Source organism: Mesorhizobium sp. ES1-3, from assembly GCF_020164795.1.
Classification (GTDB): domain Bacteria; phylum Pseudomonadota; class Alphaproteobacteria; order Rhizobiales; family Rhizobiaceae; genus Mesorhizobium.
The window spans coordinates 99320-121973 of sequence record NZ_JAIUGW010000017.1; the positions used below are offsets into that span (position 1 = coordinate 99320).

Annotated in this window: 21 protein-coding genes; 8 read left to right on the forward strand and 13 right to left on the reverse strand. The window is 63.3% G+C overall.

Annotation, left to right across the window (positions count from 1 at the left end):
* Window positions 1-46 precede the first annotated feature (46 nt).
* The 5 genes from rpoD to LB536_RS21820 all read right to left on the reverse strand — a co-directional run bounded on the left by rpoD (window position 47) and on the right by LB536_RS21820 (window position 5671).
* Window positions 47-2071: an RNA polymerase sigma factor RpoD gene (gene rpoD / locus LB536_RS21800; protein WP_027145766.1), complete on the reverse strand. Its 2025-nt coding sequence runs from the start codon at window positions 2069-2071 to the stop codon at window positions 47-49.
* 425 nt (window positions 2072-2496) lie between these two features.
* Complete coding sequence (gene dnaG, locus LB536_RS21805) at window positions 2497-4437, reverse strand: DNA primase (RefSeq protein WP_140810271.1); 1941 nt, start codon at window positions 4435-4437, stop codon at window positions 2497-2499.
* A 108-nt stretch (window positions 4438-4545) separates the two neighbouring features.
* Window positions 4546-4911, reverse strand: coding sequence for a helix-turn-helix transcriptional regulator (locus LB536_RS21810; protein WP_127278334.1), 366 nt, complete (start codon window positions 4909-4911; stop codon window positions 4546-4548).
* 12 nt (window positions 4912-4923) lie between these two features.
* Window positions 4924-5172 (reverse strand): type II toxin-antitoxin system RelE family toxin, encoded by a 249-nt coding sequence (locus LB536_RS21815; RefSeq protein WP_224596190.1) that lies wholly within the window; start codon window positions 5170-5172, stop codon window positions 4924-4926.
* 136 nt (window positions 5173-5308) lie between these two features.
* The gene (locus LB536_RS21820) at window positions 5309-5671 is read right to left on the reverse strand and encodes an RcnB family protein (RefSeq protein WP_140810272.1); all 363 of its coding nucleotides are present in this window, start codon (window positions 5669-5671) and stop codon (window positions 5309-5311) included.
* Between the two features lie 378 nt (window positions 5672-6049).
* Here LB536_RS21820 and LB536_RS21825 point away from each other — a divergent pair, with 378 nt between their 5' ends.
* The 4 genes from LB536_RS21825 to LB536_RS21840 all read left to right on the forward strand — a co-directional run bounded on the left by LB536_RS21825 (window position 6050) and on the right by LB536_RS21840 (window position 10396).
* Window positions 6050-7714, forward strand: coding sequence for a Na/Pi cotransporter family protein (locus tag LB536_RS21825; protein ID WP_140810273.1), 1665 nt, complete (start codon window positions 6050-6052; stop codon window positions 7712-7714).
* A 132-nt stretch (window positions 7715-7846) separates the two neighbouring features.
* On the forward strand, window positions 7847-8056 hold the full coding sequence (locus LB536_RS21830; RefSeq protein ID WP_140761175.1) for a DUF2061 domain-containing protein: 210 nt from the start codon (window positions 7847-7849) through the stop codon (window positions 8054-8056).
* 116 nt (window positions 8057-8172) lie between these two features.
* Window positions 8173-9357: an MFS transporter gene (locus LB536_RS21835; protein WP_224596191.1), complete on the forward strand. Its 1185-nt coding sequence runs from the start codon at window positions 8173-8175 to the stop codon at window positions 9355-9357.
* Between the two features lies 1 nt (window position 9358).
* Entirely contained in the window at window positions 9359-10396 is a 1038-nt protein-coding gene (locus LB536_RS21840) for a P1 family peptidase (RefSeq protein WP_224596193.1), read from the forward strand.
* Between the two features lie 2 nt (window positions 10397-10398).
* Here the strand turns inward: LB536_RS21840 and LB536_RS21845 are convergent, their stop codons facing one another.
* The gene (locus LB536_RS21845; RefSeq protein WP_224596195.1) at window positions 10399-10956 is read right to left on the reverse strand and encodes a GNAT family N-acetyltransferase; all 558 of its coding nucleotides are present in this window, start codon (window positions 10954-10956) and stop codon (window positions 10399-10401) included.
* A gap of 236 nt (window positions 10957-11192) precedes the next feature.
* Between LB536_RS21845 and LB536_RS21850 the strand changes: the two genes are divergently transcribed.
* Complete coding sequence (locus tag LB536_RS21850; RefSeq protein ID WP_224596196.1) at window positions 11193-12176, forward strand: murein L,D-transpeptidase catalytic domain family protein; 984 nt, start codon at window positions 11193-11195, stop codon at window positions 12174-12176.
* 27 nt (window positions 12177-12203) lie between these two features.
* Here the strand turns inward: LB536_RS21850 and LB536_RS21855 are convergent, their stop codons facing one another.
* Window positions 12204-12995 (reverse strand): alpha/beta fold hydrolase, encoded by a 792-nt coding sequence (locus LB536_RS21855; RefSeq protein ID WP_224596198.1) that lies wholly within the window; start codon window positions 12993-12995, stop codon window positions 12204-12206.
* 99 nt (window positions 12996-13094) lie between these two features.
* On the opposite strand from LB536_RS21855, the gene LB536_RS21860 reads away from it, so the two are divergent.
* A complete protein-coding gene (locus LB536_RS21860) occupies window positions 13095-14024 on the forward strand; it encodes a LysR family transcriptional regulator (RefSeq protein WP_224596201.1) in 930 nt (309 codons plus the stop codon).
* Window positions 14025-14091: 67 nt separating this feature from the next.
* Here LB536_RS21860 and LB536_RS21865 read toward each other — a convergent pair whose 3' ends face one another.
* Both LB536_RS21865 and LB536_RS21870 read right to left on the reverse strand, forming a co-directional pair.
* Window positions 14092-15234 (reverse strand): serine hydrolase domain-containing protein, encoded by a 1143-nt coding sequence (locus LB536_RS21865; RefSeq protein WP_224596203.1) that lies wholly within the window; start codon window positions 15232-15234, stop codon window positions 14092-14094.
* A gap of 57 nt (window positions 15235-15291) precedes the next feature.
* Complete coding sequence (locus LB536_RS21870; protein ID WP_224596205.1) at window positions 15292-15741, reverse strand: GatB/YqeY domain-containing protein; 450 nt, start codon at window positions 15739-15741, stop codon at window positions 15292-15294.
* Window positions 15742-16015: 274 nt separating this feature from the next.
* On the opposite strand from LB536_RS21870, the gene carA reads away from it, so the two are divergent.
* Complete coding sequence (gene carA, locus LB536_RS21875; protein WP_224596207.1) at window positions 16016-17221, forward strand: glutamine-hydrolyzing carbamoyl-phosphate synthase small subunit; 1206 nt, start codon at window positions 16016-16018, stop codon at window positions 17219-17221.
* A 276-nt stretch (window positions 17222-17497) separates the two neighbouring features.
* Here carA and LB536_RS21880 read toward each other — a convergent pair whose 3' ends face one another.
* The 4 genes from LB536_RS21880 to mntR form a co-directional block, all read right to left on the reverse strand.
* On the reverse strand, window positions 17498-18760 hold the full coding sequence (locus tag LB536_RS21880) for a TCR/Tet family MFS transporter (RefSeq protein ID WP_140810284.1): 1263 nt from the start codon (window positions 18758-18760) through the stop codon (window positions 17498-17500).
* A gap of 157 nt (window positions 18761-18917) precedes the next feature.
* Window positions 18918-19841: a neutral zinc metallopeptidase gene (locus LB536_RS21885; RefSeq protein ID WP_224596209.1), complete on the reverse strand. Its 924-nt coding sequence runs from the start codon at window positions 19839-19841 to the stop codon at window positions 18918-18920.
* Between the two features lie 208 nt (window positions 19842-20049).
* The gene (locus LB536_RS21890; RefSeq protein ID WP_140761144.1) at window positions 20050-20238 is read right to left on the reverse strand and encodes a hypothetical protein; all 189 of its coding nucleotides are present in this window, start codon (window positions 20236-20238) and stop codon (window positions 20050-20052) included.
* Between the two features lie 104 nt (window positions 20239-20342).
* Window positions 20343-20792 (reverse strand): manganese-binding transcriptional regulator MntR, encoded by a 450-nt coding sequence (gene mntR, locus LB536_RS21895; RefSeq protein WP_140761141.1) that lies wholly within the window; start codon window positions 20790-20792, stop codon window positions 20343-20345.
* A gap of 259 nt (window positions 20793-21051) precedes the next feature.
* Here mntR and LB536_RS21900 point away from each other — a divergent pair, with 259 nt between their 5' ends.
* The gene (locus LB536_RS21900; RefSeq protein ID WP_224596212.1) at window positions 21052-22581 is read left to right on the forward strand and encodes an FAD-dependent monooxygenase; all 1530 of its coding nucleotides are present in this window, start codon (window positions 21052-21054) and stop codon (window positions 22579-22581) included.
* Window positions 22582-22654 lie beyond the last annotated feature (73 nt).

Sequence of the window (22654 nt, forward strand, 5' to 3'; positions counted from 1 at the left end):
GGCGCCAACCGGCGCCCTTAACTCGTCGTGATAGATAGAAATGAACTCAGCTATCGAGGAAGCTGCGCAGCTTGCGGCTCCGGCTCGGGTGCTTGAGCTTGCGCAGCGCCTTGGCTTCGATCTGGCGGATACGCTCGCGGGTGACCGAGAACTGCTGGCCGACTTCTTCCAGCGTGTGGTCGGTGTTCATGCCGATGCCGAAGCGCATGCGTAGCACACGCTCCTCGCGCGGCGTCAGTGAGGCCAGAACGCGCGTGGTGGTCTCGCGCAGATTGGCCTGGATCGCCGCATCGATCGGCAGGATCGCCATCTTGTCCTCGATGAAATCGCCCAGATGCGAATCCTCCTCGTCGCCGACCGGCGTTTCGAGCGAGATCGGCTCCTTGGCGATCTTCAAGACCTTGCGCACTTTTTCGAGCGGCATTGCGAGCTTTTCGGCCAGTTCCTCCGGCGTCGGCTCGCGGCCGATCTCGTGCAGCATCTGGCGCGAGGTGCGCACGATCTTGTTGATCGTCTCGATCATGTGCACCGGAATGCGGATGGTGCGCGCCTGGTCGGCGATCGAACGCGTGATCGCCTGCCGGATCCACCATGTCGCGTAGGTCGAGAACTTGTAACCACGGCGGTATTCGAATTTGTCGACCGCCTTCATCAGGCCGATATTGCCTTCCTGGATCAGGTCGAGGAACTGCAGGCCGCGATTGGTGTATTTCTTGGCGATCGAGATGACGAGGCGCAGATTGGCCTCGACCATTTCCTTCTTGGCGATCGCTGCTTCGCGCTCGCCCTTCTGCACCTGATTGACGATCTTGCGGAATTCCAGGATCGAGATCGCCGTTTCTGTGGCCAGGTGCTGGATCTCGGCGCGCAGGTCCTTGATCGCATCCTTCTCGTTCTTGGTGAATTCCTTCCAACCGCGCGAGGTCAGATTGGCGATCGAGCGCGTCCAGTTCGGATCGAGCTCGGAGCCCTGATATTCCTTCAGGAACTCCTCGCGGCGCACGCCATAGCTTTCGGCGAGGCGCAGAAGCTTGCCCTCGTTCTGCACCAGGCGCTTGTTGATGTCGTAGAGCTGCTCGACCAGCGCCTCGATGCGCGCCGTGTTGAGCGACAGCGACTTCACCGCCTTGATCAGCTGGTCCTTCAGCTCCTTCAGCCGGCGGTCCTGACTGGGCGATAGCGTGCCGGCGGCGGCCAGACGGTTCTCGACCTGCTGGTCCTGCAGCTTGCGCAGCTTCTTGTAGGTGTCGGCGATGACGTCGAGCGTCTCCATCACCTGCGGGCGGAGTTCCGCTTCCATCGCCGCCAGCGACAGGCTCGCCTCGTCCTCGTCTTCCTCGTCGTCATCCCCGATGCCGCGCGTGTCGGCGCCGACATTGGTGATGTCGTCTTCATCGTCGCGTCCGCGACGCGGCTTTTCCTCGGCCTTGGGCGCCTCCTCGACGCGCTCGACCACCGGCGCCTGCTTGGCCTCGGGCCCGGCATAGGTGGCTTCGAGATCGATGATCTCGCGCAGCAGGATCTTGGATTCGTTGAGCTCGTCGCGCCAGATGATGATGGCCTGGAAGGTCAGCGGGCTTTCGCACAGACCCGCGATCATCGTCTCGCGGCCGGCCTCGATGCGCTTGGCGATCGCGATTTCGCCCTCGCGCGACAGAAGCTCGACCGAGCCCATTTCGCGCAGATACATGCGCACGGGGTCGTCGGTGCGGTCGGTCGGCTCTTTCTTGGTGGTGGTGGCGGCGACCGCGGTGCCGGTCTGCTCGGCCAGCTCGTTGGCGTCTTCCTCGGCGTCGGCGGCTGTGTCGCCGGCCTCGGCCTCTTCGCCCTGTTCGTCATCCTCGACGACGTTGATGCCCATGTCGGACAGCATCGCCATCGTGTCCTCGATCTGCTCGGAGGTCACTTCCTCGGAAGGCAGCACCGAATTCAGCTCGTCCATGGTGACATAGCCGCGCTTCTTGGCGGCCTTGATCATCTTCTTGACAGCATCATCGGAAAGGTCGAGCAAGGGCCCATCGGTGGCGCCTTCGCGTTCGGTCTCGACCTCTTCCTTTTCCTTTGTCGCCATAGTCTTTATCTTCTCCTAGCGGCCGGCCATCGGGCCGCGTCAGCTTTCGGACCAGTCAAATCGGATACGCCCGTTTTTCTAAACGCGCTTCACCCGGCCCATGAGCTGCATCCACTCTTTTTGTTTGGTGCATGCCGTCGCCCCAAAACCGGGTTCCACTCTTGGGCGGCATGCATTAAGTCCAGATTAACCCTGATATCTGTGGCAGGCGGGCTGCCTGTCCAGTGACCAGTACCTCACATCGCTTGTTTCCCGTCGACGCGGGTGCGGGTTAACGTTTCGAATCGTCCTGATTCCGCCATTCTGTCCGAAGGTCAAGCGGCTCTGGCATGATTCGCATGAAAAAAGCGAATCAATTACCCGACTTAGCGCGCCCCGCCCCAAAAGGAGGCATGGCAACGCCTTCATTCCGCACTCGCATGCACTTAGGCTCGTCCAGCCCTGCCCGACGAAACGCCGAATCCTTCGATCAGCGCTTCCGTTGCTTGTACATCCTGAAATTGCGCCTGAATTTCGATCAGATGGCGGAAGTTTTCATCCGAAGGATCAGCTTCGAGCGCCGCTTCCGCCTGTTTCAGCTCCTTATGTAAGGTCCGCGCGCTACGCTGCAAGTGCAACGCCTGGTTCAGAGCGTCGCGGGCATCCTCGAGCGCCGCCGTCTCCAGTGCCGGCCATTGCCGCGCCCGCCTGATCAGGCCGACGGCCCGCTCCCAGATCTCGGCGCAGCCGGCGCGCTCGACCGTCGCCACCACGGCGTTGCGGTCATTGGCCATATCATGCGCCATCGCGTCGAGGATGGCGGCATGCAGACGGGTCAGATCGGAATTGGCGAGATCGAGGAATTCGACATGGGCGAAGTTCTCGTCGATCAGCGCGGGATGGTTGATCAATGCGACGATGATCGTTGCCTCGCGCACCGACATTCCCTCGCCGCGCTTGACCAGCGCCGACTGGCCGAGGCTTTCGGTGATCGCCATGCGGCCGCCACCAGGCTTGGCGAATTGCCCGCCCGGCGCAGGCTTGCCCTGGCCGCGCTCGCCGGGCCGGCCGTTATCCTGACGACCTTGCCGCGCATTGCGCTGGGAGCCGAAGAAGCTCAGCACCCGCTCGCGCATTTCCTGCTGGTAGTGGTAGCGCGTGCTTTCGTCGCGGATGCGGCTGCTGAGTTCCCGCAGCGTCTGTCCCAATTCCGCCCGCCGCTCCGGCGTGTCGAAGACGCCGCCCGCTGTCTCGCGCATCCACAACAGGTCGACCAGCGGCCGCGCATCGGCCAGCACGGCGCGGAAGGCGTCTGGCCCCTCGGCCTTGACCAGATCGTCGGGATCCTTGCCTTCCGGCAGCAGCGCAAAGCGCGCCGAGCGCCCGGCCTGCACTGACGGCAGCGCCATGTCGGCTGCCCGCCATGCCGCCTTCAGCCCGGCCTTGTCGCCGTCGAAGCACAGCATCGGCTCCGGCGCCATGCGCCATAGCAGTTCGAGCTGGTTTTCGGTGAGCGCGGTGCCGAGCGGCGCCACGACATTCTCGAAGCCGGCCTGCGCCAGCGCGATCACATCCATGTAGCCTTCGACCGCGATGACCGTCCCGCCCTTGGCCAAGGCTTTTCGGGCGCGGGCGAAATTATAGAGCACATTGCCCTTGTGGAAGAGCTCGGTGTCTGGCGAGTTCATGTATTTGGCGAGCGCGTCGGGGGCCAGTGCGCGGCCGCCAAAGGCGATGATCTTGCCGCGCGAATCCGGGATCGGGAACATGATGCGGTCGCGGAACCAGTCGTAGGAGACGGGAATGTCGTCGCCATGGCGCACCAGCCCGCAGGCCTCGATATCGGCCTTCGGCACACCCTTGGCGGCCAGATGCTCCTTCAGCGCATTGCGGCTGTCGGGCGCGAAGCCGAGCCGGAACGACTGCTGCGTCGCCGGTGTCAGCCCACGGTCGCGCAGGTAGGCGCGGGCCTTGGCGCCTTCAGGCCCTTGCAGGCGCTCCTGGAAGAAGGCCGTCGCCATCTCCATGACGTCGGTCAGGCTGGCGCGTTCTTTCTCGCGCCGCTCTTCCTGTTCGTCGCGGACCGGCATCGGCACACCGGCCATGTCGGCGATCTTCTCGACCGCCTCGGGAAAACTCAGTCCTTCGAGTTCGGTCAGGAACTTGAAATGGTCACCCGAGACCGAGCAGCCGAAACAGTGATAGCGGCCCTTCTTGTCCTCGCAGTGGAAGGACGGGCTCTTCTCGCCATGGAACGGACAGCACGCCCAATAGTCGCCGCGCGACGGGTTGGTCTTCTTGCGATCCCACGCCACGCGCTGGCCGATAACAGAGGAAATCGGCACGCGGTCGCGTATCTCGTCGAGGAAGGCGGGCGGAAAGCGCATCGGGGAACTCGTTTCGCCACCATATAATCATGCCCGCGATCTCAGACGACCCCCAATAGAGGCCATACCCGGTTTCCACAGGGCAACGCGACCCTCCGGTGCCGCCGATCAGTCGCCGTCGTCGACCAAACTCTCGATGGGCAATTCGAGAGCGCGGGCAATCCGCAGCCAAAGCGTGACGTCCCCACCGCGCTTTCCGTTCTCGATATCCGAAAGATAGTTCTGGGTCACGCCCACGGAGGCAGCGAGAACAGCCTGGGTCTGCTTGCGGTATCTGCGCCAAAAAGCAAGCGGAGAGACCGCGCCGACAAGTGCTCGTGCTTCATCGGGCGTAAGACCGGGAAGCTGCCCGGCACGAAACCCGCCAAGCGCCTGCGCATGCTCCAGCGATTCACGAAGGGCTTCCAGTTCGCTGCGAGGCAGGATGGCCAGTTCCTCGCCACCTGGCGTCGTGACATAGGCGATGTTATTCATCCCGGCATTCCTTCAATCATAAACCGATCCACGCGGTCCGATCTTAGTCACGATGATCTCTTGATCCGTCTCTTCGAAGATCACGCGATAGTCGCCGACCCTCAGGCGCAGGGCCGAAGATCCCTGCAAGGCCTTGACGCTGTTTGCAAGCGTACTCGCGTCCCTGGCATAGGTTTCGATCTTCGATAAAATCCTCTCGGCATCGACCCGATGCTTTCGCAACGCTTTTGCCGCCAAAGGCAGAAGTACGACCCGCTTCACCGTTTAAATATCGCATATTGTGATATTTCCGGCAAGGCGGGTCGGCATGAGACTGGGCAGGACGAACCAAAGAAGGCGACCCTCGCGAGGCCGCCTCCCATCGAAAGGCCGGCGAGATGCCGGCTTTCGCCAACGATTACTGCGCGGCAAGCGCGCCGAAGATGACGCCGGAGAGGATGCCGACCAGCACATAGTCATTGCCGACGCGGATCCATTCCTGGCCGCGGCCGGGACGATGCAGGCCATAGCGGCCATAGTCGCGGATCGGCTGGTGCTGTCTCCAGCCGGAATATTTCTGGCCATTGCGCCAGTGATTGCGCTTCACGACGACCTTCTTCTTCACCACGCGCTTCTCGACATGCCTGCCAGGCTTCTGCCAATCGACTTTCATGTAGTTCGACTGCGGCGCCACTGGCGCGTTTATCGGCGCTGCCTGGCCGGTGAGCGAGGTGGCGGCCAGCATCGAGAAAGCAAGAGTGGAAAGGACAATGCGTTTCATCGGAAGTCTCCTTGGTTGTCGATGCCAGAGGAATAACGGCCAGGGGATGAACCGAAACTGAACGCCACCATTACAATTGTGTAATGAATTCCGCCGCTTATTCCAAAGATTTGAACATCGTCGCGAAGACCGGCGCCAACAGTGCCGCAGATCCCGCCGATCCACCGCTCCAGCCACTGCAACCATTTGCGGGCCCGTCCATTTTCCGACACCGGCCGTCGCCTCGCGGCGGCCCTTGAAATCGACAAATTTTTATTATCCGGCTAAAATATTCCGGCTATATTCCAAGGCTGCCATGACCATGATTCTTACCCTCGCCTTAGCCACCGGTCGCCATGCTGCCCGCGGCGCGCGCCCCGCCCGCATCCAGGCGCCGCGATGAGCGGCTCGGTCGTCCTTCTGCATCTGGCCGGCGCCGTGGCGCTGATGCTGTTTGCCACGCGCATGGTCAAGACCGGCGTCGAGCGCGCCTATGGCGACGTGCTGCGCCATCGTCTGCGCGCCACCATGCGCAACCCGATCATGGCGGTACTGGCCGGCACCGGCCTTGCGATCGCGCTGCAAAGCTCGACCGCGGTCACCTTGCTGGTCGGCTCCTTCGCCGGTTCCGGCATCGTCTCGGGCGCCGCCGGCCAGTTGGCGGTGCGTGGCGCCGAGATCGGCTCGGCTCTGGTGGTCAAGCTGCTGACCTTCGATCTCACGCTGCTGGTGCCGCTCTGCCTGATATCAGGCACGGTGATGTTCATGGCCACCGAGCGGCGCGACTGGCGCCAGACCGGCCGCATCCTGGTCGGCATCGGCCTCCTGATCCTGTCACTGGAAATGATCGGGCAGGCGTCCGAGCCGCTGCGCAACAGCCAGCTGCTGCCGGTCATCCTCAATTATTTCTCCAGCGATTCCATCACCGCCTATCTGCTGGCGGCAATGATCACCTGGCTGTTCCAGTCGAGCATCGCGGCGGTGCTGTTGATGGCGACGCTGGCCGGCCGCGGCCTGATCAGCCCCGAACTCGGCCTCGTCCTCATCCTCGGGGTCAATCTCGGTTCGTCGCTGATCGCGCCGATGCTGACACGCTCGGCGAGTCCCGAAGTGCGTGTCGTGCCGGTCGGCAACCTCCTGATGCGCGGACTGGGCTCGCTGGTCATACTGATCCTGTTCATGATCTTCCGGCCGCATGTCGCCTTGCTCGGCGCGACGGCGGCCGATCAGATCGTCAACGCTCATATTCTGTTCAACGTGATCATCCTGCTTGCCGGCCTGCCGCTGGCCGGGTTGGTCTACCGAGCCTCCGAGAGAATCGTGGCGCTCGGCGCCAAGCCGGCGCCGGCCGCGACGCTCGACGTCGTCGAACTGTCGGCGCTCAACGAAGGCGCGCTCGATGTGCCGAGCCAGGCTCTGGCCAACGCCACGCGCGAAGTGGTGCGGGTCTGCGAGACGGTCGAGATCATGCTCAAGCGCATCATCGAACTCTACGAGGACGCCGACTCGGACAAGATCAAGGCGCTGGCGGCCCTCGACGACCGTGTCGACCGCAGGCACGCGGCCATAAAGCTCTACCTCGCCAAGGTCACCAGGAACCCGATGACCCAAGACGAGGCGTTGCGATGCCAGGAACTGATCGGCGCCTGCGTCAAGCTCGAGCAGGTCGGCGACATCGTCGTGCGCAACATGCTGGTGCATGTGAAGAAGAAATTCGACCGCGGGCTGGAATTCACCGACGAAGGCTGGAGCGAACTGTGCGCCTTCCATGGCTCGGTGCTGGCCAATGCCCGGCTCGCCTTCAACGTGCTGGTCTCGCGCGATGCCGAGACCGCCCGCCAGCTGGTGCTGGAGAAGGACCAGTTGCGCGACCGCGAGAAGGAAACCAGCGCCAGCCATTTCCAGCGCCTGCGCGAAGGCACCGCCAAAAGCATCGAAACCAGCTCGATCCACCTCGACACCATCCGCGACCTGAAGCAGATCAACTCGCTGCTGGCGTCGATGGCCTACCCCGTGCTCGAAGAGCGCGGCCTGCTCACGGGATCGAGGCTGAAGGCGAGCTGAGGCGGCAAGGATTTGCCGCATCGACATCAACTTGGGAACACGATTCCGGTATTCCGGCTTCAACGGCAAAATTAGTCTTTGCTCATCCTCACGTCCGTCGGCTAAGCATCTAATGCCACCCGGAGGAAATCGATGGACACCCATTCGCGCAGTTTCGCCAAGGCGCTTTCCTGGCGTGTGACCGGCACTATCGATACGATGATCATCTCGCTGGTGGTGACCGGAAGCATCAAGCTGGCGGCAGCCATCGGCATGACCGAAGTCGTCACCAAGTCGCTGCTCTATTATTTTCATGAGCGGGCGTGGCTGAAGATTCCTTACGGACGCAAGTCCGCGACCTGACGGGACCGGTGACCAACGGACCTGGTCAAGAAAAGCTAAAGCGACGTCGACAATTTCTGGATTGCCTGCCACGGCTATCCATGGTTTGAGCCCTGTATTTCGAGGGTTTCTTTTTCATGTCGCTGCCGCTCATCGCCTTGTTCATCGCCGCTTTCGCTTTCGGCACCACCGAATTCGTCATCGCCGGCGTGCTGCCGCAGGTGGCGCATGGGCTTGGCGTTTCGGTTCCCTCCGCCGGCTATCTCGTCTCCGGCTATGCCTGCGGCATCGCCATCGGCGGGCCGCTGCTGGCGCTCGCCACCAAGTCCTTGCCGCGCAAGACCTTGCTGCTCGGCCTCGCCGTCGCCTTCACCATCGGCCAGGCGGCCTGCGCGCTGGCGCCCGATTTCACCTCAATGCTGTTGCTGCGCATTGCCGTGGCTGTCGCGCATGGCGCCTATTTCGGCGTTGCCATGGTGGTCGCGGTCGGCCTGGTGCGCGAGGACCAGCGCGGCATGGCGGTCGCCGTCATCCTGTCGGGCCTCACCGTCTCCAACGTCATCGGCGTGCCGGCCGGCACTGCCATCGGCAACATCTGGGGCTGGCGCGCGACCTTCTGGGTGATGGGCGCACTCGGCGTGGCGGCAACTCTGGCCATGGCGGCCCTGTTGCCGCGCACCACCGGATATCAGGCCAAGGCGGCGAGCCTTGCCAGCGAAGTCCGCGTGCTGGCGCGCCAGCAGGTCTGGACCTCGCTGATCCTGATGCTGATGCTGATGCTCGGCCAGTTCTGCCTGTTCACCTACATCACCCCGACGCTGCTGGAGGTGACAGGGCTCGACGAAAACCTGGTGCCCTGGGTGCTGCTGCTCAACGGCGTCGGCGCCACGCTTGGCGTCTTTCTCGGCGGCAAACTGTCGGACTGGAAACTGATGCCGTCGCTGATCACCATGCTCGCCCTGCAGGCGGTGACGCTGGCCATCATCTATGCCGTCAGCCCCTACCCCGTGCCGATGGTTATTGCGGTAATCGTCTGGGGCGGCCTCAACTTCGCCATCGGCACCCCGATCCAGACCCGCATCCTGTCCTGGACGGCCGACGCCTCCGGCCTCGCCGCCTCGCTTATCCCGTCCGGCTTCAATATCGGCATCGCATTGGCCGCGTCGCTGGGCGCCGCCATGCTCAATGCCGGCTACGGCTATCGCAGCCTGCCGGTTGTTGGCGCCTTCGCGATGGCGGTTGCCGTCATCGTGGCTGTCATCTCCCAACTCTGGGAACGGCGCAGCGACATCAGCCCGCCGGTACCGGCGGCCGCCGAATAACATGGCAAGGACCGTCGCTGATTTCGGCCTGACCTGCGGCACCTTGCCGGCGGGCACGCACAACGCGATCACCGATGTGCCCGGCGTGCGCGTCGGTCACTGCACGCTGCGCGACGGCGACGTCAACACCGGCGTGACCGCGATCCTGCCGCATGGCGGAAACCTGTTCCGCAGCAAGGTGATGGCGGCATGCCATGTCATCAACGGCTTCGGCAAGACCGTCGGGCTGATGCAGGTCGAGGAACTCGGCACCATCGAGACGCCTATCCTCTTGACCAACACGCTTTCAGTCGGTACGTGCGCCACGGCGCTGATCCGTGACGCCATCCGCCAGAACCCCGAGATCGGCCGCACCACCGGAACCGTCAATCCGGTGGTCGGTGAGTGCAATGACGGTCCGCTGAACGACATCCAGGCCATGGCGATATCGGAGGAGCATGCCCTTGCCGCGTTGGCCGATGCCCGTGAAGGCGCGGTCGAACAGGGCAATGTCGGCGCCGGAACGGGAATGAGCTGCTTCGGCTTCAAGGGCGGCATCGGCTCCGCGTCCAGGAAGATCGCGCTTGGCGGCGGATATCATCTTGGCGTTCTCGTCCTGTCGAATTTCGGCAGGCTTGGCGACCTCGTCCTGCCCGATGGGCGCCGGCCCGACCCCAGGCGGCAGGCCGAGGCCGAACGCGGCTCGATCATGGTCGTGCTGGCGACGGATGTGCCGCTCGAAAACCGTCAGCTGGAGCGCGTGGCGCGCCGCGCGGGCGCCGGCATCGCCAGGCTCGGTTCCTTCTGGGGCAATGGCAGCGGCGACATCGCCATCGCCTTCAGCACCGGCAACGCTATCGACCACGATGAAAACCGCGATCTGGTGCCGCTGCTCGCGCTCAACGAAGCACGCATCGACATTCTCTTCCAGGCGGCGGCGGAAGCGACGCAGGAAGCGGTGCTGAACTCCATGCTGTCCGCCGAGGCTTTCACCGGCAGGTCCGGCACGCATCGCGCATCGCTCGCCGACTGGCTGCGCGACGAGGCCAAAAGGCGATAGGGCTACAGCTCAATCCGGAACCGCAGGCTTTCCACCCCGCCATAGGCGGCGTCCTCGAAGAAGCGCTCGACGAGTTTGCCGCCATTGGCCAGGATCACCTTGTGCGAGGCCGGATTGCCCGGCTTGGCGGTAATCTCGACATAGGGCAAGCCCACCGCCCTCGCCTCGTCCAGCATCAGCCGCAAGGCCTGCGTGGCATAGCCGCGCCGCCGCTTCCATGGCACCACCGCGTAGCCGATATGGCCAAGCACGTGCGGCGGCAGATCCGCCGTGCCCTTTTGCCAGCGGAAGCCGATCGAGCCCGACGCTTCGCCGTCCCAGATCCAGCGACGGAAGCCCGGCAGGCGTGGTACTTGTGTGCCGTCTGGCAAGGTGATGGGCGCGCCCTTGGCCTCGGGATCATCGAGGTCGGCGAGGAACGCCGTGGGATTTTCTTCTATGGCCGCGAGCTGTTCGCGCGTCGCCTCCAGGAGCCGCACATTGTCCGGCGACCACCCGCGTTCGAGCGCCGCCTTGTAGGACGGCAGATGTTCAAGCGCCGGTTTGACGATCTCGATCATGATCCGCGCTCCTTGCCACCACGGCCGGCATAACCGAGGCAAGCATCCGCCTCAAGGGCTCGCCGCCTGGAAGGTTGCGCGTCGGCCCGGGCTTGTCACGCATACTTGCCGGCGCGCTAAACAAGATGTGTTTCGCCTGATGGCGCGCGGCGTTTTATGATTATGCTATTTTATGATCGTCCTCTGGTGATTCACCGTTGGGAATCACAAACGGCTTCGACAGGAGAATGGGTCCGGTGCGGTTGAGATCTGTCCCCTTGGGTGTCGTTGCGCTCCTCGGCCTCCTCGTCATCGTCATGGCCTTGATGGCATCGGCCCGGTCCTTTGCCGCGCCATCGGCCATTCCGGCCTGGCTGGAGGCCCATGTCGGCAATGGCGATGGCCAGATTTCACAAGTGGTGCTGGAGCGGGCGCGCGCGCTTTACCTGAAGAAGGTGGCGCAGGGCGCCGTCCGGAACCCCTGCTACTTCGCCATGGACGCCACCCGTCCCGGCGATTTGGGCAATGGCGTGCTCGGGCGCCGCTATTATGTCGTGTGCGAAGCCAGCCAGTCGTTCAGTGCGATTTCGTCGGGTCACGGCGGCGGCCGGAACCTGAAAGGCACCGTGGACTTTTCGAATGGCAGGCGCTGCGCAAAGAACTTCGGCAATGCCATGGATTCGGAACTGACCGCCGGCGGTGCCTACATGACCCAGGAAGCGAAAACCTCGTTCAAGGGCTTTTATCGCACCGGCGCGAAACAGGACGTGGCTTTCCAGCGCACCTTCATCCAGTTCGACGGTGAAGGCGAAGCCGCCAACGCAAGGCAGCGCGTGATCGGCGGCCATGCGGCGCAAGTGCTGCGCACCATGTGCATGCGCAAGACCCCGAACAGCGCCTATGCCGACCACGATGGCATGGTGCCGTTCGGCAAGCTGGTGGACTATGCCGGCGGCCGCAGCAATGGCTGCACCAGCTGGTCCCCAGCCGATGCCAAGCAGCTCATCTCGATGGTGAAAGACAACCCGACGACCCTCTACATCTATCCGGAATCGCGCGACATCGCCGCCGTTGCGAGCGGCCATGCCGCTTCAGGCACCTACTGGAACGCATCCTGCCTGAAGGAAATCGGGACGCCGAAATTCTGGCCGCGAAAAACCCTCGAGCCTGTCATCGCCCAGTACAAGAAGGATCATCCGGCACCGCCCGCGCAGCCGCTGCCGATCTGCAAGGAGCCATGAGACGTACCCATGGCACCGTGCTCCGGCTCAGCGCAGGAAATCGAGCACGGCCTGCATGAACTCGGCGGGGTATTCCACGTTCGACAGGTGGACCGCGGGCAGCACGACAAGCTTCGCGCCGGGCACCGCGGCCGCGATCAGTTCGCTGTGGCTCGCGGCCGTCACCGTGTCGTGCTCGCCGGCGATCACCAGCGTCGGCCGGGAGATCAACGCCACAGTGCGGCGAAGGTCGGCATCGCGAACCGCCGCGAACAGGCCGGCCAGGCCTTGCCGGTCGATCGCAAGCAGCATAGCGCGGAATTCCTCGATGACGGGTTCGTTGGCCGCCACCATGTCGGCCGGGAACCAGTTGTTGAGGAACACGTCGGCGGTGTCCGACATGTCCGTCGCCTGCCGCACGACGGCAATCCGCTCGTCGAAATAGCTTGCCGGCCCGAGATGGGACGAGGTGTTGCTCAGGATCAGCCGGTCGATTCGCTCGGGCGCGTGGATGCCGAGCCACTGCCCGACGAAACCGCCCAGCGACAGGCCGAGGAAATGCACGCGCCCGAGGCCGAGCGCATCGATGAGTTCGATCACGTCGCGACCCAGCCGGTCGAGCGAATAGGCGCCGACTGGCGTACTCGACCCGCCATGACCGCGAAAGTCGTAGCGCAGAACGCGGAAATGCCTGGACAGCTCGCCGATCTGCCCGTCCCACATCTGCAGCGTCGTGGCGATGGAGTTGGACAGCACCAGCACCGGCTTCCCGGCGTCGCCGTCGAAGCGGTAGGCGATGCGCGTGCCGTCGCCGACAGTCACGAAATTCAGCTCACTCATGATGAAATCCTCTTGGAACGATGAATGAGGCAAAGCGTAGCTGTGGCCGGGTTTTGGTGATATTACAAAGATAGGACAATCTCTGTAATTAAAGCTGACATGGCCGAGTTCACCTTGCACGACCTCCAGTGCTTCGACGCCGTGATCCGCACCGGCGGCTTTCAGCCTGCGGCAGCCCTGCTCCACCGCTCGCATCCGGCGGTGTTCGCCGCCGTCGCCAGGCTCGAACGCCAGCTCGACCTCGTCCTGCTGGATCGCAGCGGCTACCGTGTGCGAGCGACCGAAGCGGGGCTGTCGTTCCATCGTCGCGCGCATCAGCTGCTACGCGACTTGGAAGGCCTGCGCGTCCATGCCACCCAGCTTTCGATGGGCGAGGAAAGCGATGTCCATGTCGTGATCGGCGACCTCTGCCCACGCCCGCAGGTATTGGGCATGCTCGGGCGGTTCTTCGCCCAATGCCCCGGCACGCGGCTGCATCTCCATTTCGAAGCCGTCGGCGGCCCGTGGGAGCGGCTTTTCGACGACAAGGCCGATCTCATCTGGCACTGGATCGACAAGGGTGACGCACGGGTCGAGTGGATCGACCTCGGCAAGGTGCCGTTCATTCCCGTGGTGGCGCCGGGCTTCCTGCCGGAGCGCATCGAACAACCGATCACACTGGAGAAGATGCAGGCATTCACCCAATGCGTGATGCGCGACACCGCCCTGCATTCGCCACGACAGGACTACTTCGTGGTCGAGGGCGCGCCGCAATGCCTGGTCCCCGATCAGGCGATGAAGAAGGAAATCATCCTGCAAGGGCTCGGCTGGGGCCACCTGCCCCATTTCCTGATCGCGGAAGAGCTGCGCGACGGACAGCTACTGTCCATTGCCGGCAGTCATCTGCCGGGCCGCACCGACGAATTGGTGGTCGGGCGCCGCCGCGACCGGCCGCACGGCCCGATCGCCAACCGCCTGTGGGACCATATCCAGCAGGAAGCGCCGGCATTGCGCCGCGCGTTGGAGCTCAAACGCCGGCCCGGTCCGTGAACGGATACTTGAGATCAGGGAGTTCCCGGAGGCCGTTCAGTCGGCATCTTGGGGACGGTCCAGGAAACTATTGATCCGAAGCGGCAATGGCGATCTCCCGTAGCGCTTCGATCGTCTCAAGCTCGCGATATGACGTTTCGTCGTTGGTAAGGCCATATCGGCGGTTGGCTGAAAGCTTTACCATGACGATGTCGCGCGCCGGATTTACATAGATGAACTGATTGTAGACGCCGACAGCCGAAAACTCCCCTTCGGTTCCATCCATAATCCACCACTGGTAGCCGTACCCCCACAGAGAATCGGAGCGGCTCGTATCGCCCGGCATCAGGTGGGGTGCGTCAGGAGTAATCGAAGCGTTCACCCACGCGTTGGGAACAATTTGGTGCCCCTGCCAGCATCCCCCCAACCGAAACAATTCGCCAATCTTGAGATAGTCCCGCGCTGTGGCGTTGAGACCGGCATAAGCCATTTCCATTCCCGTATCGTCGAGCAGCCAGCACCCTTCCGATTCCATGCCAAGGGGGTGCCAGAGGATGTCTTGGACGTAGGCGTGGATCGGACGGGCAGTGACGCGCTTGAGCAGCATCCCGAGCACCTGGGTGTCGGTGCTATTGTAGAAATTGAAGGTGCCCGGCTCTGTCGCTCTCTTCAAAGTCGATGGAAAGCCATTGAATGAGCCGCCTTTGGCCGTGATCGCGGCGAAGCGGTTGATGTCCGAATCAGGGTCGCTGTAGTCCTCATTCCAGCCGGCTCCAGAGGACATTTGAAGCACATCTTTGATACGCACGCCGTCATATGCCGACCCGCTCAATTCCGGCAGGTAAGAGGAAATGCTGTCATCGAGAGTAGCGACCAATCCAGTGCCAACGGCAATCCCGAGGGAGGCAGAAATGACGCTCTTGGCCACTGACATGGACTTCCATCGCCTGTCCCGACCGCCCCAAGGCGCATAGCGCTCAAACACGAGCACACCGCCTTTCAGCACGAGCAGCGCCATGGTTTCGGTTTCTTCGAGGAAACGATCAATCGATCTGGATTTCCCTTCATACCGATAGTTCGCCGGCAAGGCTATTTCCGCCGCCATTGGGAAAACAAAGGGTTCCGGAGATGCCGACATCCGCCCGACCGGAAAGATCGTATCCATGGTCTGGAAATTCTGGCGCTGATCGGCACCAGTGAATAGGCTTCTGATGTAGGCTTCGCGGCTCATTGCTGCCCCCATAGGGTGCCCTTCAAATGTGGTTCACAAACCGCGACTGTAAAAGCCCTACTGCAGCAGGCCCTTGACGATGCCGCTCGCCTTGCCGAAATCCATCTGCCCCGCATATTTCTGCTTCAGCGCGGCGATCACCTTGCCCATGTCCTTCTGGCTGGCCGCACCCGTCGCGGCAATCGCCTCGCGCGCCGCCGCCCTAACCGTCGCATCGTCAAGCTGCGTCGGTAGGAAGCCGCGGATGATCTCCATCTCGCCGCGTTCCTGAGCCGCCAGTTCCGGCCGCTTGCCGTCCTCGAATGCCTTGGCCGATTCCTCGCGCTGCTTCACCATCTTGGCCAGGATTTGCAGGATTTCCTCGTCGCTGGCGGGTTCCTTGCCGGCGCCGCGATTGGCGATGTCGCGGTCGTGGATGGCGGCCTGGATCAGTCGCAATGTCGGCAGCCGGTGCTTGTCCTGCGCCTTCATCGCGGTCTTGAGGGATTCGGCGATTTTCGCGCGCATTGCTCTCTCTCCTTCGGTCGGCGCGGACAATAGCGCCGGGGACAGGCCAACGCAAACCCTCATATGCCAGGGCAAGCCTATGATATTCCTCAATGAAATAAATCGCGGCGGCATTTCGCATGATCATTGACCGCCCTGCCCCCTTCCCCTATGTACTGGGCCTTGCATGAACTGAAGCTTGAGTGCGTGAGGGCGCGAATTCGCCGCTTCGCGCCGTTTGCCGCGCCAATGCCCGCCGGGCTATGGAAGCGCGCGGCTTGATAGGAGTGCCGCCATGGCCGAGATGACGCCCGCCTGGGCCACTGAAAAGCCGACCGCCCTGCTGGTGCTGGCTGACGGTACCGTCATCGAAGGGCGCGGCCTGGGCGCCACCGGCTCCGCCGTCGCCGAAGTCTGCTTCAACACCGCACTCACCGGCTACCAGGAAATCCTCACCGACCCGTCCTATGCCGGCCAGATCGTCACCTTCACCTTCCCGCATATCGGCAACATCGGCACCAATGGCGAGGACATCGAAGACCTCAATCCGGCCGCCCGCGCCGGCGCCGTCGGCGCCGTGTTCAAGGCCGATGTCACAAACCCGTCCAGTTACCGCGCCGCCGGCCACCTCGACCAGTGGCTGAAGAAGCGCGGCATCGTCGCGCTCTCGGGCATCGACACCCGCGCGCTTACCGCGCTGATCCGCGAAAAGGGCATGCCCAACGCGGTCATCGCGCACGCGCCGGATGGCGTCTTCGACCTCGACGACCTGAAGCGGCGCGCCGCCGCATGGTCGGGTCTGATCGGGCTCGATCTCGCCAAGGAGGTCACGTCGGGCCAGTCCTCGGTCTGGCGCGAGATGCCGTGGGTGTGGAACGAAGGTTTTGGCGAACAGGCCGAGCCTTCGCTGCACGTCGTCGCCATCGACTACGGCGTCAAGCGCAACATCTTGCGGCTGCTCGCCGGCCTCGGCGCCAAGGTCACCGTCGTTCCCGCCAAGACCGACGCGGAAGAAATCCTCGCCATGCAGCCCGACGGCATCTTCCTCTCCAACGGCCCCGGCGATCCGGAAGCCACCGGCGACTATGCCGTGCCCGTGATCCAGGATCTGCTCAAGACCGACATCCCGGTGTTCGGCATCTGCCTCGGCCACCAGATGCTGGCGCTGGCGCTGGGTGGCAAGACCGCCAAGATGCACCAGGGCCATCACGGCGCCAATCATCCGGTGAAGGATCACACCACGGGCAAGGTCGAGATCGTCTCGATGAACCATGGTTTTGCCGTCGACGCCGACTCGCTGCCCGCAGGCGTCGAGGAAACCCATGTCTCGCTGTTCGACGGCTCGAACTGCGGCATCGCATTGACCGGCCGTCCGGTGTTCTCGGTCCAGCATCACCCCGAGGCCTCCCCCGGCCCGCAGGATTCGCACTATCTGTTCCGCCGCTTCGTCAACCTGATCCGCCAGAAGCGCGGCGAGGAATTGCTGGCCGAGCGGGCCTGATTCGATCCGTCAGCGCTGCCCCTCATCCGCCTGCCGGCACCTTCTCCCCGTATACGGGGAGAAGCCCGCGGACCGAACGCAGCGCCCTTTCTTGCAACGTAGGCAATTGGCGAAACGACTGATGACAGCGTCTTTCTCCCCGTCACTATACGGGGAGAAATGCCCGGCAGGGCAATGAGGGGCGGCACAAACGCCCCACAATTTCGTATCGCAAACCGCCGCAACCTTACGAACCGAGCACCGGCCCCCTGGTCAGCGCGATGCGGCTGTCATGGCTCATGCCTGTGCTCCATCTTTGACCTCGGTCGCGACGTCAGCGACCGTCGCCGGTCTCGCCACCTTGGTGACGAAGACGATGACCGCCAGCACCAGGAAACACGCGCCGACCAGGTAGGGCGCGCCGCCGAAGGTCACCGGCGCGCTTGGCCCGGTGAACCAGGAAAAGATCGCGGTGTAGAGCAGCGGCGTGATGATCGAGGTGATCGAGAAGATCGAGGTCATCGCGCCTTGTAGCTCGCCCTGTGCCGAAGGCGGCACCTTGGCGGCGGCGAGGCTTCTGAGCGGCGGATCGGCCAGCGCTTCCAGACAGCCGACGACGATCACTGCGTAGACCATCCAGCCTTGCGAGGCGAAGGCATAGCCGAAGGCGCTGGCCGCGGTGAACGTCAGGCCGATGACCGCCGTTCTCCACTCGCCGAGCCGGGGAATGACGCGCGGCAGCACCGTCCCCATGACGATCGCCCCGCACAGGCCGAAAACGCCGAGCGAGAAGCCGATCTGCTGCTCGCTCCAGCCATAGCGGTAGTTGGAGACGAACGACCAGACCGCCGGATACATCATGTGGCCGAGTGTCATCAGGAAGAAGACAAGCCCGATCCAGCCGATGCCTCGATACTGGCGCATCTGCAGGAGCGTGCCGACCGGGTTGGCGCGTTTCCACTCGAAGCGGCGGCGATGCTTTTCATCGAGCGTCTCGGGCAGGAAGAACATCGCGATCAGGAAGTTCACGAAAGCGAGCCCGGCGGCGAAAAAGAACGGCACGCGCGGACCGAACGTGCCGAGCAATCCGCCCAGCACCGGCCCGATGACGAAGCCGACGCCGAAGGCGATGCCGAGCAGGCCGAAATTCTTCGCCCGGTTCTCGTCGTTCGAGATATCGGCGATGAAGGCCGACGTCGTCGAATAGCTGGCGCCCGAAATGCCGGCCAGCACACGTCCGATGAACAGCATCGGATAGGACCAGGCGATGGCGCAGATTAGATTGTCGATGGAGAAGGTCAGCACCGAGGCGAGCAGGATCGGCCGCCGTCCGAACCGGTCGCTCAAGCCGCCCATGATCGGCGCGAAGAAGAACTGCATGGCAGCGTAGACGAAGAACAGCCAGCCGCCCTCGATCGCCGCTTCGCTGATGCCGACGCCGGTTAATTCCCTGAGAAAAGCCGGCAGCACCGGCATGATCATGCCGAAGCCGATAATGTCGAGCAGCAGCGTGGTGAAAACGAGCGCAAGGCCCCGCCTGGCGGTCTTGGGGTCGATCATGATCGGTCAAGCTCCTCTGGCCGCCCTGGGGCGCGGGCGGAGGCACCTTATAGGCGAGCAAGCAAAAAGGAACAATGCGGGAACAGTCAGGATGCCTTCATCCTGACACTCCCTGACGGCGTCTTTGCCATCAGGTCTTTGCCCCAAAAACGACTGCTTAGAGCGTCCCGCTCATCGTATTGCAGTCCGACAGCTTGCCGCTCTTGTAGCCGCGCGTCAGCCAGGTCTGCCGCTGCTGCGAGGTGCCGTGGTTGAAGCTTTCCGGCACGACATAGCCCTGCATCTTCTTCTGCAGCGTATCGTCGCCGATCTGCTTGGCCGCGTTCAGCGCGCTTTCGAAGTCGCCCGGCTCCAATATGCCCTTCTGCCCGGTGTAATGCGCCCACACGCCGGCGAAGCAGTCGGCCTGCAGCTCGATGCGCACCGACAGCTGGTTGGCAGCGGCTTCGCTCATGCCTTGCCGCATCTGGTTGAACTTACCCATGATGCCGGTGAGGTTCTGCACGTGGTGGCCGACCTCATGCGCGATGACGTAGGCACGGGCGAACTCGCCTGAAGCGCCGAACTGCTGGTCGAGTTGCTGGAAGAAGGTCATGTCGAGATAGACCTTGTGGTCGCCCGGGCAATAGAACGGTCCGGCCGCCGCGGAAGCAAAACCGCAGGCCGATCGGACCTGGCCGGAAAACAGCACCAGCTTGGGGTCCTCATAGGTCAGGCCTTGCGACTTGAAGATGCCTGTCCAGGTGTCTTCCGTCTCGGCGAGCACGGTCGCCACGAACTGCTTCATCTCGTCATTGGCCGGCGTACCCGCGCCGCTATCCTGGCCGCCACTGTTGTCGGTAATCTGGCCACCACCGCCCGGCAGCAGGCCGCCGTCACCACCGCCCAGGATCGTCGAGGGATCAAAACCGAAATACCATCCGGCCAGCACCACCAGGATGACGAGGAATATGCTGCCACCGCCACCGGCGCGGCCACCGATCGGGATGCGGAACTGACCACCGCCGCCACCGATCCCGCCGCCGCCGTCGCTGCGGTCGTCCTCGATATTGTCACTCTGACGACGGCCTCTCCAGAGCATGGCAACTCCTCACGCTGCGAACTTCTCATTGCTCCGGCAAGGCCGGCTCAACCCAACAAACAATTATCGCAACGGTTGCTCCAAGTCACAGCATTTTTCATGGGCATGGCAGCCCTGGCATCGCCGTTTCACCGCACTGGCCGGGAGCGCACAAGGCCTGTAGCATCGCCGGCATCGGAGGGGTTCGAGGCGTGAGAAATTATTGCCGTCAACCCTTCTGCTTGGCGCCTGCGCTCTTTCCATCAGAGCTTTTCGAGCGTTCCTCGATCCGATCGGCGCCTTTCTTCAGCGGGTGGCCCGTTTCGGCCTCGGTCTTGCGCTCGTCCCTGGCGGCCGCCTGCTTCAGTCCTGTGGCTGCCTGCTTGCCTTTTGCGGTTGGTGCCTGCTCGACGCCCATTGCTTCCTCCCTGGCGCGCAACAAGCGCGCGATAAAAGGCAACGCACATAAGCGCGGGCGGTTCCAGTGACTAACGTTGTCCGGCAAGCCGGCAATGGAACGCTTCAGCGCGCCGTCATCGCCTTGCGGAACGCTTCCAGCGTCTCGGCGCTGACATGGTGCTCGATGCCCTCGGCATCGATGCGCGCCGTCTCGGCACTGACGCCGAGGGAGCGCAGGAAGGCCTCGACCGTCTGGTGGCGAATGCGGCTTTCCTCCGCGACCTTACGGCCGGCTTCGGTGAGGAACACGCCGCGATAGGGCTTTCGCGACACCAGCCCGTCGGCGCAAAGCCTGGTCAGCATCTTGGCCACCGTCGGCTGGGCGACCCCGAGCCGCGCGGCGATGTCGACCTGGCGCGCCTCGTTGCCGTCCTCGATCAGGTCGGCGATCAGTTCGACATAATCCTCGACCAGCGCACTGCGGCGCGCTTCGCGCGTCTGCCGGAACCCTTCCGAATGGACATCGGCATCGAGCAACGGCTCACGCGGGACCGGTCTGTTCTTCAGCGCCAATGCGCGCTCCTTCTCGGAAGTTTAGCCGTCGCTGCTTTTATAGCACGGGCTCTGATTCTTCAGGCCGTTTATTTGGAGGCACGTTTGTCGATCGGCAAGCGGGCGACGCGTTTTGGGACGACGTTCGTCTGCCGCCAGCCTATGCCCGCGACGAGAAGGCAGAAACCGATCCGGTGGCATTGTCCGCGACTCCCGCGGCCATATTTGGATGTTACTGATCCGAAGCCGCCCGACTGCAATCACCGCCAGGGAGAAAAACATGACCCGCAGTGACGTTCTCATCGTAGGGGCCGGCCCTACCGGCCTGGTTCTGGCGCTTTGGCTCACCAAGCTCGATGTCGGCGTCCGCATCATAGACAGGACCGCCGAGCCGGGAACGACGTCGCGCGCCTTGGCCGTTGCCGCGCACACGCTCGAACTCTACCGTCAACTCGATCTGGCCGATGCCGTGATCGCGCGCGGCCACAAGGTGCGCGCCGCCAATTTGTGGGTACGGGGTGAAGCTGAGGCGCGCATACCGTTCGCGGCGATCGGTGAGGATCTGTCGCCCTATTCGTTTTTCCAAATCTTTCCGCAGGACGAGCACGAACGCCTTCTGGTCGAACGGCTCGGACAATTGGGCGTCACCGTCGAGCGGCGGACCGAATTGCATGACTTCACCGACCATGGCGACCGCATCGTCGCCCACCTGCGTGGCGAGCACGGCGAGGAGACCGCCGAGTTCAGCTATCTGGCTGGTTGTGACGGCACGCATTCCCTGGTGCGCGAGACGATATCGGCGGGGTTTTCCGGTGGTACCTACCGTGAACTTTTTTACGTCGCGGATGTCGAGGCATCCGGTGCATCGATCAATGGCGAATTGCATGTCGATCTAGACGAAGCCGACTTCCTGGCGATCTTTCCTCTGGCGGACACGCGCCGTGCTCGGCTGATCGGTACGGTCCGGGACGAGCGCGCGGATCAGGCCGACACGCTGACATTCGACGACGTCAGCCGCCAGGCGATCGAAAACCTCAAGATCAAGATCGAAAAGGTGAACTGGTTTTCGACCTACCACGTCCACCACCGCGTGGCCGGTCAATTCCGCAAGGGTCGCGCATTCCTGGTGGGTGACGCGGCGCACATCCACAGTCCAGTCGGCGGACAAGGGATGAACACCGGGATCGGGGACGCGATCAACCTTGCATGGAAACTGTCTTCCGTGCTCGCGGCGCAGGCGCCCGATGCCCTGCTCGACAGCTATGAGATCGAGCGCATCGCATTCGCCAAGCGCCTGGTTGCCACCACCGACCGCATCTTCACTTTCGTCACCGCCGACGGGCGCATCGCCGACCTCGTGCGCACGCGGATCGCGCCGATTGTCGTGCCCAGGATACTCGGCATCGACCGGGTTCGCGAATTCATCTTCCGGACTGTTTCGCAGATCACCCTCAACTATCGCCAAAGCCCACTCAGCGAGGGATCCGCGGGCGAAGTGCGCGGCGGCGAGCGGCTGCCTTGGGCCCCGGTCGATGGAGTGGACAATTTTGCCTCGCTCGCCGCCACGCAATGGCAGATCCACATCTACGGCGTCGCCAGCGAGGACGTCAGGTCCTGGTGCGAGCGCCATCGGGTTCCGCTCAGCGTCTTCGACTGGCGGCCCGCCCATGAGGAGGCAGGCCTGGCGCGCGATGCGCTCTATCTCCTGCGGCCCGACACCTATGTGGCGCTAGCCGATCCCAAGGCTTCGGTCGATACGCTCGAGCGCTACTGCAGCGATAGAGGGCTTTCTGTCGGAAGCGCGCGCTAGCAGGCTGTTGAAAAAGGGCTCGCGACAGCTCCTGGTTCGTGATTCACTCTGACCACGAAGATGTGGGAGTGAA

Coding starts and splice junctions, on each gene's coding strand:
- LB536_RS21810 (WP_127278334.1), bottom strand. CDS start 4,911: ATGAATAACATCGCCTATGTCACGACGCCAGGTGGCGAGGAACTGGCC.
- LB536_RS21870 (WP_224596205.1), bottom strand. CDS start 15,741: ATGCGCGCGAAAATCGCCGAATCCCTCAAGACCGCGATGAAGGCGCAG.
- LB536_RS21900 (WP_224596212.1), top strand. CDS start 21,052: ATGACCCGCAGTGACGTTCTCATCGTAGGGGCCGGCCCTACCGGCCTG.
- LB536_RS21855 (WP_224596198.1), bottom strand. CDS start 12,995: ATGAGTGAGCTGAATTTCGTGACTGTCGGCGACGGCACGCGCATCGCC.
- LB536_RS21825 (WP_140810273.1), top strand. CDS start 6,050: ATGAGCGGCTCGGTCGTCCTTCTGCATCTGGCCGGCGCCGTGGCGCTG.
- LB536_RS21835 (WP_224596191.1), top strand. CDS start 8,173: ATGTCGCTGCCGCTCATCGCCTTGTTCATCGCCGCTTTCGCTTTCGGC.
- rpoD (WP_027145766.1), bottom strand. CDS start 2,071: ATGGCGACAAAGGAAAAGGAAGAGGTCGAGACCGAACGCGAAGGCGCC.
- carA (WP_224596207.1), top strand. CDS start 16,016: ATGGCCGAGATGACGCCCGCCTGGGCCACTGAAAAGCCGACCGCCCTG.
- LB536_RS21865 (WP_224596203.1), bottom strand. CDS start 15,234: ATGAGCCGCGAAGCCTACATCAGAAGCCTATTCACTGGTGCCGATCAG.
- LB536_RS21845 (WP_224596195.1), bottom strand. CDS start 10,956: ATGATCGAGATCGTCAAACCGGCGCTTGAACATCTGCCGTCCTACAAG.
- dnaG (WP_140810271.1), bottom strand. CDS start 4,437: ATGCGCTTTCCGCCCGCCTTCCTCGACGAGATACGCGACCGCGTGCCG.
- LB536_RS21830 (WP_140761175.1), top strand. CDS start 7,847: ATGGACACCCATTCGCGCAGTTTCGCCAAGGCGCTTTCCTGGCGTGTG.
- LB536_RS21890 (WP_140761144.1), bottom strand. CDS start 20,238: ATGGGCGTCGAGCAGGCACCAACCGCAAAAGGCAAGCAGGCAGCCACA.
- LB536_RS21880 (WP_140810284.1), bottom strand. CDS start 18,760: ATGATCGACCCCAAGACCGCCAGGCGGGGCCTTGCGCTCGTTTTCACC.
- LB536_RS21820 (WP_140810272.1), bottom strand. CDS start 5,671: ATGAAACGCATTGTCCTTTCCACTCTTGCTTTCTCGATGCTGGCCGCC.
- LB536_RS21840 (WP_224596193.1), top strand. CDS start 9,359: ATGGCAAGGACCGTCGCTGATTTCGGCCTGACCTGCGGCACCTTGCCG.
- LB536_RS21885 (WP_224596209.1), bottom strand. CDS start 19,841: ATGCTCTGGAGAGGCCGTCGTCAGAGTGACAATATCGAGGACGACCGC.
- LB536_RS21860 (WP_224596201.1), top strand. CDS start 13,095: ATGGCCGAGTTCACCTTGCACGACCTCCAGTGCTTCGACGCCGTGATC.